We start from the raw sequence: 13,171 nt of genomic DNA, 5'->3' as shown, positions 1-13,171 counted from the left end.
CGCAAGACGGGCGACGCCGGGCCTCAATCCAAGAACATTTTCGTAACGAGGAGCTTCGAGAGAGATGCGCGTCTACTACGATCGTGATGCCGATATCAACCTGATCAAGAACAAGAATGTCGCGATTATCGGCTTTGGCAGCCAGGGCCATGCCCATGCGCTCAACCTGCGGGACTCCGGCGTCGCGAATGTGGTGGTGGGCCTGCGCGAAGGCTCCAGCTCAGCGCGAAAAGCCGAGGCGCAGGGGCTGACCGTGATGAGTGTGGCCGATGCGGCGAAGGCCGCCGACGTGGTTATGATCCTCACGCCGGACGAGTTGCAGGGTGACATCTACAACGAGCATCTGAAGGACAATCTGCGCGGCGGCGCGGCGCTGTTCTTCGCGCACGGGCTGAACATCCATTTCAACCTGATCGAGCCGCGCGTCGACCTCGACGTTGCGATGGTCGCGCCGAAGGGGCCGGGCCACACGGTGCGCGCGGAATATCAGCGCGGCGCGGGCGTGCCCTGCCTGATGGCCGTCGACCGCGACGCCAGCGGTAACGCGCATGATCTCGCGCTGTCCTACGCCGCAGCGATCGGCGGTGGCCGTGCGGGCATCATCGAGACGACGTTCCGCGAGGAGTGCGAAACCGACCTGTTCGGCGAGCAGACCGTGCTGTGCGGCGGTCTTGTGGAGCTGATGCGCGCTGGCTACGAGACGCTGGTGGAGGCCGGCTATGCGCCTGAGATGGCGTATTTCGAGTGCGTTCACGAGGTGAAGCTGATCGTCGACCTGATCTACGAGGGCGGCATCGCCAACATGAACTACTCTGTGTCCAACACGGCGGAATACGGCGAATATGTCTCCGGCCCGCGAGTCATCACACCGGAAACCAAGCAGCGGATGAAAGAGGTTCTGGCGGACATTCAGACCGGCCGCTTTACCCGGGACTGGATGCTGGAGAACAAGGTCAACCAGACCAGCTTCAAGGCCCGCCGCGCGGCCAGCGAGAAGCACGAGATCGAGGAAGTTGGCCGGAAGCTGCGCGGCATGATGCCGTGGATCACCGAAGGCGCGCTGGTCGACAAGGAGCGCAACTAACCTATCGCTCTCTTCCTCTTGGCAACGACGGTCTTTGGCTTGATGCCGGGCCGTCGCTGCCCTGTTACGGCCTTCACACCACGCTCACGGCGATCTCGCCGACGCCGGCCACCCGCCCATGCATGACGTCGCCACGCTGGACGGCCCCCACGCCGGACGGCGTGCCGGTCATGATGAGGTCGCCCGGTCGGAGCGTGAAATACTCCGACAGGATGGCGATCATCTCGGGCACCTTCCAGATCATCTGGTTGAGATCGCCGTCCTGGCGGCGCTCGCCATTGACGTCGAGCGTAATCGCTCCTTCGCTGGGGTGCCCGATGCGCGAGGCTGGAACGAGGGGCCCGCAAGGCGCGGAGTTCTCGAAGCTCTTGGCCACGTCCCACGGGCAGCCGCGTTTCTTGGCTTCGCTCTGAAGGTCGCGCCTTGTCATGTCCAGCCCAACGGCATAGCCGTAGACGTGAGCGAGCGCATCGGCAACCGGGATGTCCGTGCCCCCCTTTTCCAGCGCGACGACCATCTCGATCTCGTGATGCACATCCGCCGTCTTCGCCGGATAGGGGAACGCGCCGCTCGTCTCCAGCGCGCTCGCGTGCTTTAGGAAAAAGAATGGCGGCTCCTTGTCCGGGTCGTGCCCCATCTCCACCGCGTGGGCGGCATAGTTCCGGCCGATACAGAAGATGCGATTGACCGGGAACAGCGCCCCGCTGTCGTGAATCGGGAGTGCCGTGACGGCGGGCGGCTCGATCACATAGCCTTCGCCGGGGGCGTCATGGATTGCGTGAGACATCGGCTCGTTTCCTGGCTCCTGTTGGGGTCTCGATGCGCTGGAATGGCCGGCCTGTCGCTCCTGCGCGCGCCGGTTCAGGGGCGCAAGGGCTCAGCGGCCTCATTCGCATTTGCACTCAGCGATAGAGATCGGCGCGGGTAGGCGGTAGCGGCGGGTCGCCGCGCGCGCTGCGCGAGGCGAGCGTCTGGAAAATTCGCGCGGATCCGCGCTCGAAGGCCAGCGAGCACCCTGCCAGATAGGCCGTCCAGATGCGATAGGTCGGCGCGCCGACAAGCGCCTCTGCCTCTTCGCGCCGCGCCATCAGCCGTTCGCACCACAGCCGCGTGGTCCGCGCATAATGCCGGCGCCAGCCTTCGACGTCATGCACCTCGAAACCGGCCTGTTCCATCGCCTGCACGGTGTGGCCGATGTCGTCCAGTTCGCCGCCGGGAAAGATGTAGCGTTTCAGGGCGCGCTGTTCGGCGCGAGCGCCGAAGCGGCGGCGGTTCCGCTTCGACCGGCGCGAGATCGCGTGGTTGAGGAACAAGCCGTCCGGCGCCAGCACGCGGCGCACCGCGCGCATGTATTTGTCGATGTTCGCCAGCCCGATATGCTCGTACATCCCCACCGAGACCACCTTGTCGTAAGTCCCGGAAATATCGACGTAATCCGTCAGGCCAACCGTGACGCGTTCACTTAACCCCTGCGCGGCGATGCGCGCCTTTGCCACTTCCAGCTGCGCGGGCGACAGCGTGATTCCATGCGCCGTGACGCCATAGTGCTCCGCGGCATAACAGATCAGCCCGCCCCAGCCGCAGCCGATGTCCAGAACCCGGTCGCCCGGTTCCAGGCGCAGCTTGCGGCAGATCATCTCCAGCTTGTCGGTCTGCGCCTGATCGAGCGAGTTGGCTGGATCCGTGAAATAGGCGCAGGAATACTGCATCCGCTCGTCGAGGAAGAGCCGGTAGAAGTCGTTGCCGACATCATAATGGAACTGAACGAAGTCGCGGTTCTGCGCCTGCGCGCGGCCCGACCCATCGGCGTCGCCGGCAAAAGCACGGGCGTCACCCGGCGGTTGCGCCCGAGTGAGCAGGAAGGACAGCAACGCAGCCGCGACCCGGCGCTTGCTGACGCCCTTGAGGGACTTGCGCCTCCCGCCTTCCTCGAGTTGATGGCCAAGATCGATCAGCGAGCCGCTTTCAAGCTCGATGTCACCGGCCGCGTAATGCCGGATCAGCCGGTCCAGCGTTGGCCAGCGGAGAAGCGAGGCTATAACGCCCGGCGCGGCGATCGAGATCGTCAGCGGGCCCCGCGGGTCACGTCCCAGTGGGAGCAGCGTTCCGTCCCAGAGCCGCACCGAGGCATCCAGATCCAGATGATCCGCCAGATGCGCGACCAGGCCGCGCGCCGCCGCCACTTGGCGGTCCTGTGCCTGGGCCTTCATCGCTGGGCCCTTATCCCCTTTAATCCGGCTCGTAGCGCTCGGCGCGGAATTCTTCTTCAGCCAACTCGATCTGCTCCTGCAGCAGGTCGACCGGTTGCGCGCCGACCACGGCGCGCTTGCCGCCTAGGACAAAGGCCGGCACGGCGTTGACCCCGGCCTTCTGCATTTCCTCGACCATCTTGAGGATCGTGTCTCGGTCCCGGTCATCGGCGAGCTTTTCGCGCACCGCTTCGGCATCCATGCCGGCCTCCGCCGCCGCATCGGCGAGCACGTCGGGGTCGCTGATATCCGCGCCTTCGAGGAAGTAAAGCTGAAACAGCCGCTCGACGACGGCGTCCTGCGTCTTGGGATCGCCCGCCCAGTAGATCAGGCGGTGCGCGTCCACCGTGTTCGGCGACCGCTCGATCGCGTCGAAGGCGAATTCGATGCCATCCTCGCGCCCGACCTCGCGCAACGCGAGATACATTTCGCCGCCATCCGAAGAGCCGAATTTTTTCTGCAGGTATTCGCCTCGGTCCATGCCTTCGGGCGGGATCGTCGGATCCAGCAGGAATGGCCACCAGGTCACGACCGCCTCGATATGCGGCAGCCGCTCCAACGCGCGCTCCAACCGGCGCTTTCCGACGAAGCACCACGGGCACATCACGTCGGCGATCACCTTGATCGGGAATGGTTCGAGCGGCGCGGATCCGAACGGCTGAGTCATGCGCAGACTATGCCTGACGCGATGGTTTGTGCCAACAGGTTGCAGGTGCTTTTCCCGTCTCGCGGTTAGCCCGCCACGTCGTAACCCGCGAGCGCCGCGAAGTTCACCAGATCATTATCGGTCGCGCCGAGCCCGGCGATCTGCACCGGCCTGTTCAGCCCGACGATAAGCGGCCCGACGACCTTGCTGCCGCCCAGTTCCTGCAGCATTTTCGTCGAGATGCTGGCCGAGTAGAACGCCGGCATGATCAGAACATTGGCGGTGTCCGACAGCCGACAGAACGGATAGGCCGACATCGCCTTGCGGTTCAGAGCCGTGTCGGCGGCCATCTCGCCGTCGTACTCGAAGTCCACGCCCCAGTCGTCCAGGATCTTCACTGCATCGCGCACACTCTCGCCGCGCTCGCCTGTCGGATGTCCGAAGGTCGAATGCGCCAGCAGCGCGATACGTGGCTTGAACCCCAGACGGCGGGCCACGCGAGCAGCTTCGACGGTGATGTAGGCCAGCTCGGTCGGGTTGGGCATTTCGTGCACGGAGATGTCCGCGACCAGCACCATGCGCCCCCGGCACTGAATGAGCGAGACGCCGATCGGCGTATGGCCGGGCTTTGGATCCAGCACTTTGCGCACGTCCTGGTACGCGGTCTCCCAATTGCGCGTCACGCCCGTGACCATCGCGTCGGCGTGGCCCATCGCCACCATGCAGGCCGCGAAGATGTTGCGGTCGGTGTTTACCAGCCGCTGGCAGTCCCGCTTGAGGTAACCGCGCCGCTGCAGCCGAGCGTATAGAAACTCGGCGTATTCGGCGTTGTGCTCCGAGACCCGGGCGTTGACGACTTCAATCTCGTCGCATTCGCGCATGATGCCGGCTTGATCCATCATCTCGCGCACGCCTTCTTCGCGGCCGATCAGCACGGGCGTGCCGAGTTCCGCTTCGGCGAAGGCGCTGGCGGCGCGGACGACCTGCTCCTCCTCGCCCTCGGCAAAGACGACGCGCTTGGGCGACTCGCGCAGGTTCTCGAAGATCATGTGGAAGAAGCCGGCGGTGGGGTCCATGCGCTCCGACAACCGCGCCTTGTAACCGTCCATGTCGACGATCGGGCGTGAGGCCACGCCGGAGTCCATCGCCGCTTTGGCCACCGCCGCCGAGACGTGGCTGATCAGGCGCGGGTCGAACGGCGCCGGGATGATGTATTCCGGCCCGTAGCGCAGCCGCCGGCCCTGATAGGCGGCAGCCACCTGATCCGGCACGTCGGCGCGGGCCAACTCCGCCAGCGCCTCTGCCGCGGCAATCTTCATCGCGTCATTGATGGTGCTCGCCTGCACGTCGAGCGCGCCGCGGAATATGTAGGGGAAGCCGAGGACGTTATTCACCTGGTTCGGGTAGTCGGACCGGCCTGTCGCCATGATCGCGTCGTCGCAGACTTCGGCCACCTCCTCGGGCGTGATTTCGGGATCCGGGTTGGCCATGGCGAAGATGATCGGCTTGTCGGCCATGCTCTTGACCATCTCCTGCGTCACAGCACCGGCGATCGACAGGCCGAAGAAGGCGTCGGCCCCTTCCAGCGCGTCCTCAAGCGTGCGCGCGGGCGTGTCGACCGCATGGGCCGACTTCCACTGGTTCATGCCCTTCTCGCGGCCCTGATAGATCACCCCGCGCGAGTCGCACAAAATCGCCTGATTGTGCGGCAGACCCATCGCCTTCACCAGTTCCAGACAGGCGATGCCGGCCGCCCCGGCGCCGTTCACGACGAGCTTGATGTCCTTGAGTTCCCTTCCGGTCAGGTGCATGGCATTGATGAGCCCGGCAATGGCGATGATCGCGGTGCCGTGCTGGTCGTCATGGAAGACCGGAATGTCCATGTATTCGCGGAGCTGCTGCTCGATCACGAAGCAATCGGGCGCGCGTATGTCTTCCAGATTGATGCCGCCGAAGGACGGACCGAGATAGCGCACCGATTGAATGAAGGTGTCCACGTCCTCGGTATCGACTTCCAGGTCGATGGAGTCGATATCCGCGAAGCGCTTGAAGAGGACCGATTTGCCCTCCATCACCGGCTTGGAGGCCAGCGCCCCCAGATTGCCCAGCCCGAGAATCGCCGTACCATTCGAGATCACGGCGACGAGGTTGCCCTTGGTCGTGTAGTCGTAGGCGAGGTCGGGCTTCTCCGCGATGGCCTGAACCGGCACGGCCACGCCCGGCGAATAGGCCAGGCTCAGGTCGCGCTGGGTGGACATCGGCTTGCTGGGGGCGATCTCCAACTTGCCCGGGCGGCCCTCTTGGTGGAACTGGAGCGCCTCCTGGCGGGTGAACTGCGTTTCCTTGGACTTCGTGGACATCGGTTTTTGGATTTTCTGTGGGTTAGGCCGAAGCGCTCATGTGCTGACGCTGCGTGGCGGATCGAAAAATGTGACCATAGACACCGCCTGCGACCGCTTCAAGGAGATCATTTTCATCCTATCGCAGGGGTCTTAAGCGTTTTCGAGGGACAGTCCCCATGCACGGCACGGTGAAAAAGGCAGATTCCGCGACGGACGCCGATGCTGTCACGCCGATGATGGCGCAGTATCTGGAGATCAAGGCGGCCCATCCGGGCTATCTGCTGTTCTACCGGATGGGGGATTTCTTCGAGCTGTTTTTCGATGATGCCGTCGAGGCCGCCGCGGCGCTCGGCATCCACCTGACCAAGCGCGGCAAGCATCTGGGTGAGGACATCCCGATGGCCGGGGTGCCGGTCGCGCGCGCCGAGGAGTACCTGCACAAGCTGATCGGGAAGGGCTACCGCGTCGCCGTCTGCGACCAGACCGAAGATCCGGCCGAGGCGAAGAAGCGTGGCGCGAAGGTTGTCGTGCGGCGCGAGGTTGTGCGGCTGGTTACGCCGGGTACGCTGACCGAGGACGGGCTGCTGGAGGCGGGCGGAAACAACTTCCTCACTTCGGTGTGCACCGCGCGGCTGGCGGGCGGCGGTGCGGGATACGCGCTGGCGTCGGTCGATATCTCGACCGGTGAATTCATCCTGAGCGAGGTGGCGGCGGCGGACCTGCCCGGCGAACTGGCGCGGCTTGGCCCCCGCGAAATCCTCGCGCCCGATAGTGCGGACGCTGAGCTTCAGGCGGTTTTCGACGAGCACCCCGCGGCGATAACGCCGACGCCGGATGCGCATTTCAGCGCTCGGGCCGGGGAAGCGGCGATGAAGGCCGCGCTGGAAGTGAGCGTGCTCGACGGCTTCGGTGACTTCACGACGGGCGAGTTATCGGCTGTGGGTGCCGCGCTCAAATACATCGAACTCACCCAGGTCGGTGCGAAGCCGTTGCTCCGGCCACCGCGCAAGGCCGCCGGCCACGACGCCATGATCATGGATGCGGCCACACGCGCGAGCCTGGAGCTGACGCAGGGGATCAACGGCGGGCGCGAGGGCAGCCTGCTCTGGGCGGTCGACCGGACCGTGACCGCGCCCGGCGCGCGGGAACTGGCCGCGCGGATCAACCGGCCGCTGACATCGCCGGAGGCGATCGACGCGCGCCTCAGTGCGGTCGCGCTGCTTCTGGATGCGCCGCGCCTGCGCTCGGGCCTTCGAGAAAGGCTGCGCGAAGCGCCGGACGGGGCGCGGGCGCTATCGCGGCTCAAGCTGGGACGGGGGAGTCCGCGCGATCTTGGCGCGGTGGGGCATATGCTCGCTTGCGCTGCAGCGCTGCGCGAACTGCTGGCCGGTGCGGACGCCTTGCCGGGCGAGCTTGGCGAGATTGCCGAAGTTCTGACGAACTCGCAGACGCCGGTCCGCGCAACGCTGTCCGCGGCGCTGGAGGACGAATTGCCTGGCTCAGCGCGCGATGGCGGCTTCATCCGCGCGGGCTACGATGCCGACCTCGACGAGAACCGCAAGCTGCGCGATGACAGCCGCTCCGTCATCGCCGGGCTGCAGGCCAAATACGCCGAAGAAACCGGGCTGAAATCGCTCAAGGTCCGCCACAACAACATCCTCGGTTACTTCCTGGAGGTCAGCGCGACGCAGGCCGAACGCCTACGCGAACCGCCGCACAACGAGACCTTCCGTCTGCGCCAGTCGCTCGCGAACGCTTTGCGCTTCACCACGCCGGAACTGGCGGAGACCGAGACGCGCATCACGCTTGCGGGCGAGAGGGCGCGGGCGATCGAGCAGGAGATTTTCGGGCGGCTGAGCGAAGAGGTGCTGGCTGAGCAGGACGCCTTGAGCGCTCTTGCCGAAGCGATCGCGCGGCTGGACGTGGCCTGCGCGCTGGCCGAACTCGCGGAAGAGCGCAATTATGTACGGCCCAGGGTGGACGACAGCGGCGCATTCGTCGTTGAGGGCGGGCGGCACCCGGTGGTCGAGCAGACGCTGAGAGGAAGCACCCCGTTCATCGCCAATGACTGCGCCCTATCGGCCGATTCCGAGGACGCCGCGCGGCTTGTGCTGCTGACCGGGCCGAACATGGCCGGCAAGTCGACCTATCTGCGGCAGAACGCGCTGATTGCCATCCTCGCGCAGGCCGGCTCGTTCGTGCCTGCGAAGTCGGCGCATATCGGCGTGGTGGATCGTCTGTTCAGCCGCGTGGGCGCGTCGGACGATCTGGCGCGCGGGCGCTCCACCTTCATGGTCGAGATGGTCGAGACCGCCGCGATCCTGAACCAGGCCGGGCCGCGCGCGCTGGTCATCCTCGATGAGATCGGGCGGGGCACCGCAACCTATGACGGGCTCTCGATTGCCTGGGCGGCCGCAGAGCATCTGCACGATGTGAACCAGTGTCGAGCGCTCTTCGCGACGCATTATCACGAGCTGACCGTGCTCGCCGAACGGCTGCCGGGGGTGGCCAATGCCACCATCCGCGTGAAGGAATGGCGCGACGAGATCGTCTTTCTGCACGAGGTCGCACCCGGCGCGGCGGACCGCTCTTACGGCATTCAGGTGGCCAAGCTGGCGGGGCTGCCGCGCGCGGCGGTGAAGCGGGCGCGGGAGGTGCTGGCGCGGCTGGAGCGCGAGGGGAGCAGCGCCGGCGCGGCGATGGACGATCTGCCGCTTTTCGCTGCGGCGCTGCAGGAGCCGGCACAGGAGGCGTATGACGGCGCGGACGAGGAGATCGCGGCGCTCAAGACGCTGCGCGAGGAGATCACCGCGCTCGATCCTGACGGCATGACTCCGCGCGACGCGCTTGCAGAGCTTTACCGGCTAAAGGCGCTCATCGATTGATCTGCGCGGTGGCAGTCCAAATTTGCTGCGGGTGGTTGCCCCGGTTGCGTGCGCGGGAGCGAAGCGATACATACGAGACAGAGGCCGTTGCGCCACGCGCGGAGAGGTGCCGGAGTGGTCGAACGGGGCGGTCTCGAAAACCGTTGAGCGCGCAAGCGTTCCGTGGGTTCGAATCCCACCCTCTCCGCCAATTCCTCGCGGAAAATGCCCGAATATCAAGGCGTTACGCGACCAGCCACGAAAGCGGTCCCACGCTGAGTCCCCCTTCGCGCATCGTTTCGGCGCGCGCCGATCGCGCCGCGGCCCCCGGCCGGTTTCCGCAACGCCCCCGCCCCTTTTTTCGCTGTGTAGAAACTTCCCGCCATCGAAAGCCGTTTGTTGGATGTTGATGGCGCGCAGGAGCGCCGCCGGTCCTGAACGCGGTCCGCGCGATTTTCCACCCCGCCCCCGGGGCTATGGCAGGCCGCGGATGCGATACTTGGCGTGCAGACAGCGCGCGCAGGCCCACCACAACGCCCCGCCGCGCAGCTTGTCGTTCTCCTCGACAGCATCCAAGCGCACCTGGATGAGCGCGGTGAAGCTGTAGCCGAGCTGTTCGGAGCAATGGCCGCACTTGTAGGGGCGAACGTGAACCGGCTCGCCCGTCTTGCGGCTGCGATACTTCGGCGAAGGCTTGTCGCCGTCGACCACCTGAAATCGGCGCTTCGGCGCATCGTCGCTCATTGGCCTGTCAGCCGGTTATCCTGCATTCTGCCGCGATAGCGCCTGCCACGCCTTCGCCTCGCGTTCGCGGAGCTGCTCCAGCGTCAGCATACGCCCGTCGTTGATGAACTGCGACAGGTTCAGCCGGCCCTCGCGGTACAGCCTGCCCTTCTTTTTCCCGAGCACCTCATCCTGGACCGCCGCCGGCTGGTCGCGGAGCCATTCGTCGTATTTCGGCTGGCTCTCCGGGACGTCCTCGAACTTGGTGAAGTAGCGTACCACACTTCGGCAACCCCAATGACCTGGGGGCAGCGGTCCCTCGCCTTGATTGTAGATCCGGCCCGCGCGGGACTGGCAAATCGGCGTCGTGCGCGAGTCCAGCACCGAAACCCACTCGTATTTCTTCGAGAACAGCTTGGGGTTGTGCTTGACGACCTCTTCGTGCGCGCGGGACTGCACATGGTTCACGGCCGTGCGGGTCAGCGCCTCGGCGTTGCGCTTGTCCTTGGCGAACTGGCCGTCGGTGAAATTCAGCGCCCGCGTGCCCCTGAGGCGCTGGACGATCTCTTCGATGCTCTCGCCCTCGGTCAGCCCGATCTGGATTTGCTGCTTGATCCGCCGAAGCTGGTTGGCTTCCATCTGCTGGGCCCAGCTCCGCAGCACGTCACCGCGGAACGGCTCCGAGGTCACGATCGCGCGAAGCAGCTCACGCGATGGCCGGTCAAAGGCCGAGTTGATCCCGAGGCCGTTGGTGTAGAGCTGCTCGACGAACTCGGCTTCATATTCCGCCAGGTCGACGAGGCCGTCCCGCTGGTCCTTCCTGAGCGCGATATGCGCTTCGGCCAGCAGATCCTCGATGACCTTATTCATGCGGGTGAGGCGGCGCCGGTTCTTCTGCTTCGTGATGACGCCGCGCTCGTCGATGAACGGCCCGCGCTGGTTGATCTGGTCGACGATATCCTTTTGGACCCGCTGCAGGTGCCGGCGGATCCTGTTGTTGATCGTGTTCGTGTACTGCTCCAGCCCGACGCGGTGGCGGATAATCATGTCGAGTGCGGGGTCGGCCATCGCGTCGCTGCTATTCTTCGACTTCCGTGATTTCCTTCCGGCCGCGGGTCATGTAGGCGAGCAGCCCGGTGATGCCGGCCAGGCAGACCCACACGACGAGGATCACGGTCAGGCCCACCGCCATGCCCGCGCCGTAGCCGGCCTGTTCGGCTTCCGTCGTCAGGGTTTGAGCCTGCTCGCCCCAACGCCCCATGCTTGCGCCCAGCCATACGACCATCAGGCCGTTGACCGCCCAGAACAGCGCCAGCATGATCCAGCCGAAGAAGCCGCGCCGGCGCTTCTCGATGTATTTCTTGGGCAAGATTTCCTCCCCTCAGTCTTTGATGAATCCGTAAGATACTGCCACCCGCCGGATCTGCGTGCAGTGCGCCGTGCGCTCGGATGCAGACATGCTCTTCAGACCGGAGCGCTGCCATTTGGTCATCCCCCGCAGCGTCGAAGCGAAGCCCATATCATCAGCGGCGACATTCTCTTCGATGAAAGCGGCAATCGCGTCCTGGTCATAGCTGAGGCCGCACGCTTCTTCGGAGGCGAGCACGGTTCCAAGCTGGTTGGCGAGATTCATGCTTTCGAGGTCTTGCGCGGCTGCCGTGGCAGCACTCAGAGGCAAGGCGAAAGCGATAGCGAACAGTGCTTTCATCTGGCGCGATCCTTAGTCTGTGACGATCTGAAATTGTACGTTATCGGCGCAACTATCACGCGGCAAGAGATCGGGAGCGTGTCTAACAGGCGATCAGGGCGTCCGGCCGCTTTTGCGTGCTGGTTCCGGGGTGTCCGCCCCGGGGGCAGGCGTCCCGGCACCCGTTAAACCTTTGCTTGCCGCTTTTTGTGCCGCTCCTTGTTCGCCTGGAGTCGCTCGGATTGTTTGTCGAGCGGGATCGGCCGGCGCTTGCGCCTTTCGTCACCCTTCGTCCGGCCGTACACTTGCGCCATTACGCGAAGATCTTCGGCGATAACGGCGAGATCGTGCGGCGCGATCCGCCCATTCGTAACTTGCCGGTCGAACCACTCGACAACGCCGGGCAGGCGAGAGTTTTCGCCCGCAACGTAGCCCCCGTCCCGACCTGTCGGTGCGGGGAAGGGGTCGTCGGTTTCGTCATGTGACGAAGATGTACAACCCATCTTCTCGTTCACCGCGTGCCACCCTTGTTTCGCCACCCTCGCCGCCGCGCTGAGCTCCTCCGCGCTGGGCTGCTTGGGCCGAGGCGTGTGATCCTGCTTTTTCGCCGTCATCAATCCTTCTCCTTATCCGCTTTCTCGGCCTTCAGGCCGCGCCGCGCTCAGACGCGCTTGCGCAGCCGCACGCCGGGGCCGCCGCCGTTCGCGTCGATGAACTCGACGCCAGCTTGCTCCAGCGCGTCCTGGATAGCTTGCAGCGTCTCGACATGCACCCTTGTGAGCGGTCCAGACATGCGCTCTAGCCGCTTGATCGTTTCCAGCGACACAGACGCCCGCTCTGCTGCCGTGGATTGCGACCAGCGCACCAACGCGCGAGCGGCGCGCAACTGCTCAGCCGTCATCGTTACCCTTTTTCGTTATTTTGATGCCTATTTTATGTTGATTGCCCCTAGGTGACGCGTTACACTTTTTGTGTAGCGCGAAACCTAGGAGGATGCAATGACGAAACTCCCTAGCAGCTACAGAGCGGAGCACGAAGCGATCCTTCGGGACGTTTTCCAGCTTCTCGGCATCGTCCAGATGAGCGTTGCCACGGGCAAGGCCGGCATCACGCACAGCGCCCTGATCGACTGGCTGAAGCTCACCCTGGAGCGTGCGGGCGTCGAGCCGAATATCGACCTCGACGACCTGATGGCCCGTGCGAAGCAGAACGAAGCGGCCAAGCAGAAGCCGCAGCAGCCCGAAGGCAAGCCCGAACTCCGCGCCGTGAAGTAACAACTCGCCCCGCCGGCCGCCGCGCCGGTGGGGCGCTCTGACGACGAGGCAAGCAATGCCAATGCAGACGCAAAGCGATTTGCTTCACAAGCTCCGCGAAGCCCAGCGGCACCTGATCGAAGCCGCCCGCGCGATCGACGGCGCGTCGATCCACGTGGGAACGCTGATCGAGGCCGTGGAGAACAGCCGCAACGCCAGCAAGGGGGAAAACGATGATGCCTGAGATTCAGGACCAGTTGAACGAGCTTCATGGCCTTCTAATCGCGGCCCGGAAGATCACGCTGGAAGGCGAGTCGGGCGGC

Annotated in this window: 14 protein-coding genes and 1 tRNA gene; 5 read left to right on the top strand and 10 right to left on the bottom strand. The window is 65.0% G+C overall.

Annotation, left to right across the window (positions count from 1 at the left end; translation table 11 throughout):
* Nucleotides 1-64 precede the first annotated feature (64 nt).
* Complete coding sequence (gene ilvC / locus BXY53_RS11800; RefSeq protein ID WP_119062212.1) at nucleotides 65-1,084, top strand: ketol-acid reductoisomerase; 1,020 nt, start codon at nucleotides 65-67, stop codon at nucleotides 1,082-1,084.
* A gap of 73 nt (nucleotides 1,085-1,157) precedes the next feature.
* Here ilvC and BXY53_RS11795 read toward each other — a convergent pair whose 3' ends face one another.
* From BXY53_RS11795 to BXY53_RS11780, 4 genes are all read right to left on the bottom strand, one after another.
* Nucleotides 1,158-1,871, bottom strand: a complete 714-nt coding sequence (locus BXY53_RS11795) for a fumarylacetoacetate hydrolase family protein (protein ID WP_119062211.1) — start codon at nucleotides 1,869-1,871, stop codon at nucleotides 1,158-1,160.
* Between the two features lie 115 nt (nucleotides 1,872-1,986).
* Nucleotides 1,987-3,294 carry an SAM-dependent methyltransferase gene (locus BXY53_RS11790; RefSeq protein ID WP_119062210.1) on the bottom strand — a complete coding sequence of 436 codons (1,308 nt, stop codon included), beginning with the start codon at nucleotides 3,292-3,294 and terminating at the stop codon, nucleotides 1,987-1,989.
* A gap of 19 nt (nucleotides 3,295-3,313) precedes the next feature.
* Nucleotides 3,314-4,000, bottom strand: a complete 687-nt coding sequence (locus BXY53_RS11785) for a DsbA family oxidoreductase (protein ID WP_119062209.1) — start codon at nucleotides 3,998-4,000, stop codon at nucleotides 3,314-3,316.
* A gap of 65 nt (nucleotides 4,001-4,065) precedes the next feature.
* Nucleotides 4,066-6,339, bottom strand: a complete 2,274-nt coding sequence (locus BXY53_RS11780; protein WP_119062208.1) for an NADP-dependent malic enzyme — start codon at nucleotides 6,337-6,339, stop codon at nucleotides 4,066-4,068.
* Between the two features lie 158 nt (nucleotides 6,340-6,497).
* Here BXY53_RS11780 and mutS point away from each other — a divergent pair, with 158 nt between their 5' ends.
* Both mutS and BXY53_RS11770 read left to right on the top strand, forming a co-directional pair.
* Nucleotides 6,498-9,206: a DNA mismatch repair protein MutS gene (gene mutS, locus BXY53_RS11775; protein WP_119062207.1), complete on the top strand. Its 2,709-nt coding sequence runs from the start codon at nucleotides 6,498-6,500 to the stop codon at nucleotides 9,204-9,206.
* A gap of 100 nt (nucleotides 9,207-9,306) precedes the next feature.
* Nucleotides 9,307-9,396: transfer RNA gene (locus BXY53_RS11770), tRNA-Ser, on the top strand.
* A 263-nt stretch (nucleotides 9,397-9,659) separates the two neighbouring features.
* Here BXY53_RS11770 and BXY53_RS11765 read toward each other — a convergent pair.
* The 6 genes from BXY53_RS11765 to BXY53_RS11740 form a co-directional block, all read right to left on the bottom strand.
* Nucleotides 9,660-9,929 (bottom strand): hypothetical protein, encoded by a 270-nt coding sequence (locus BXY53_RS11765; RefSeq protein WP_119062206.1) that lies wholly within the window; start codon nucleotides 9,927-9,929, stop codon nucleotides 9,660-9,662.
* Between the two features lie 15 nt (nucleotides 9,930-9,944).
* On the bottom strand, nucleotides 9,945-10,976 hold the full coding sequence (locus BXY53_RS11760) for a minor capsid protein (RefSeq protein ID WP_119062205.1): 1,032 nt from the start codon (nucleotides 10,974-10,976) through the stop codon (nucleotides 9,945-9,947).
* A gap of 10 nt (nucleotides 10,977-10,986) precedes the next feature.
* Nucleotides 10,987-11,277, bottom strand: a complete 291-nt coding sequence (locus tag BXY53_RS11755; protein WP_119062204.1) for a hypothetical protein — start codon at nucleotides 11,275-11,277, stop codon at nucleotides 10,987-10,989.
* A gap of 12 nt (nucleotides 11,278-11,289) precedes the next feature.
* Nucleotides 11,290-11,616 carry a signal recognition particle gene (locus BXY53_RS11750; protein WP_119062203.1) on the bottom strand — a complete coding sequence of 109 codons (327 nt, stop codon included), beginning with the start codon at nucleotides 11,614-11,616 and terminating at the stop codon, nucleotides 11,290-11,292.
* Nucleotides 11,617-11,780: 164 nt separating this feature from the next.
* Nucleotides 11,781-12,209 carry a hypothetical protein gene (locus BXY53_RS11745; RefSeq protein ID WP_119062202.1) on the bottom strand — a complete coding sequence of 143 codons (429 nt, stop codon included), beginning with the start codon at nucleotides 12,207-12,209 and terminating at the stop codon, nucleotides 11,781-11,783.
* Nucleotides 12,210-12,256: 47 nt separating this feature from the next.
* A complete protein-coding gene (locus BXY53_RS11740; protein WP_119062201.1) occupies nucleotides 12,257-12,496 on the bottom strand; it encodes a helix-turn-helix domain-containing protein in 240 nt (79 codons plus the stop codon).
* A 97-nt stretch (nucleotides 12,497-12,593) separates the two neighbouring features.
* Between BXY53_RS11740 and BXY53_RS11735 the strand changes: the two genes are divergently transcribed.
* Nucleotides 12,594-12,869, top strand: a complete 276-nt coding sequence (locus BXY53_RS11735; RefSeq protein ID WP_119062200.1) for a hypothetical protein — start codon at nucleotides 12,594-12,596, stop codon at nucleotides 12,867-12,869.
* Between the two features lie 55 nt (nucleotides 12,870-12,924).
* Nucleotides 12,925-13,092 (top strand): hypothetical protein, encoded by a 168-nt coding sequence (locus tag BXY53_RS14180; RefSeq protein WP_210209234.1) that lies wholly within the window; start codon nucleotides 12,925-12,927, stop codon nucleotides 13,090-13,092.
* The last annotated feature ends 79 nt before the right edge of the window (nucleotides 13,093-13,171 follow it).

Origin of the sequence: Dichotomicrobium thermohalophilum (genome assembly GCF_003550175.1) — a bacterium.
GTDB lineage: Bacteria > Pseudomonadota > Alphaproteobacteria > Rhizobiales > Rhodomicrobiaceae > Dichotomicrobium > Dichotomicrobium thermohalophilum.
Note: the sequence above shows the minus strand (reverse complement) of the source record. Positions and strands in the feature narration are given on the sequence as shown.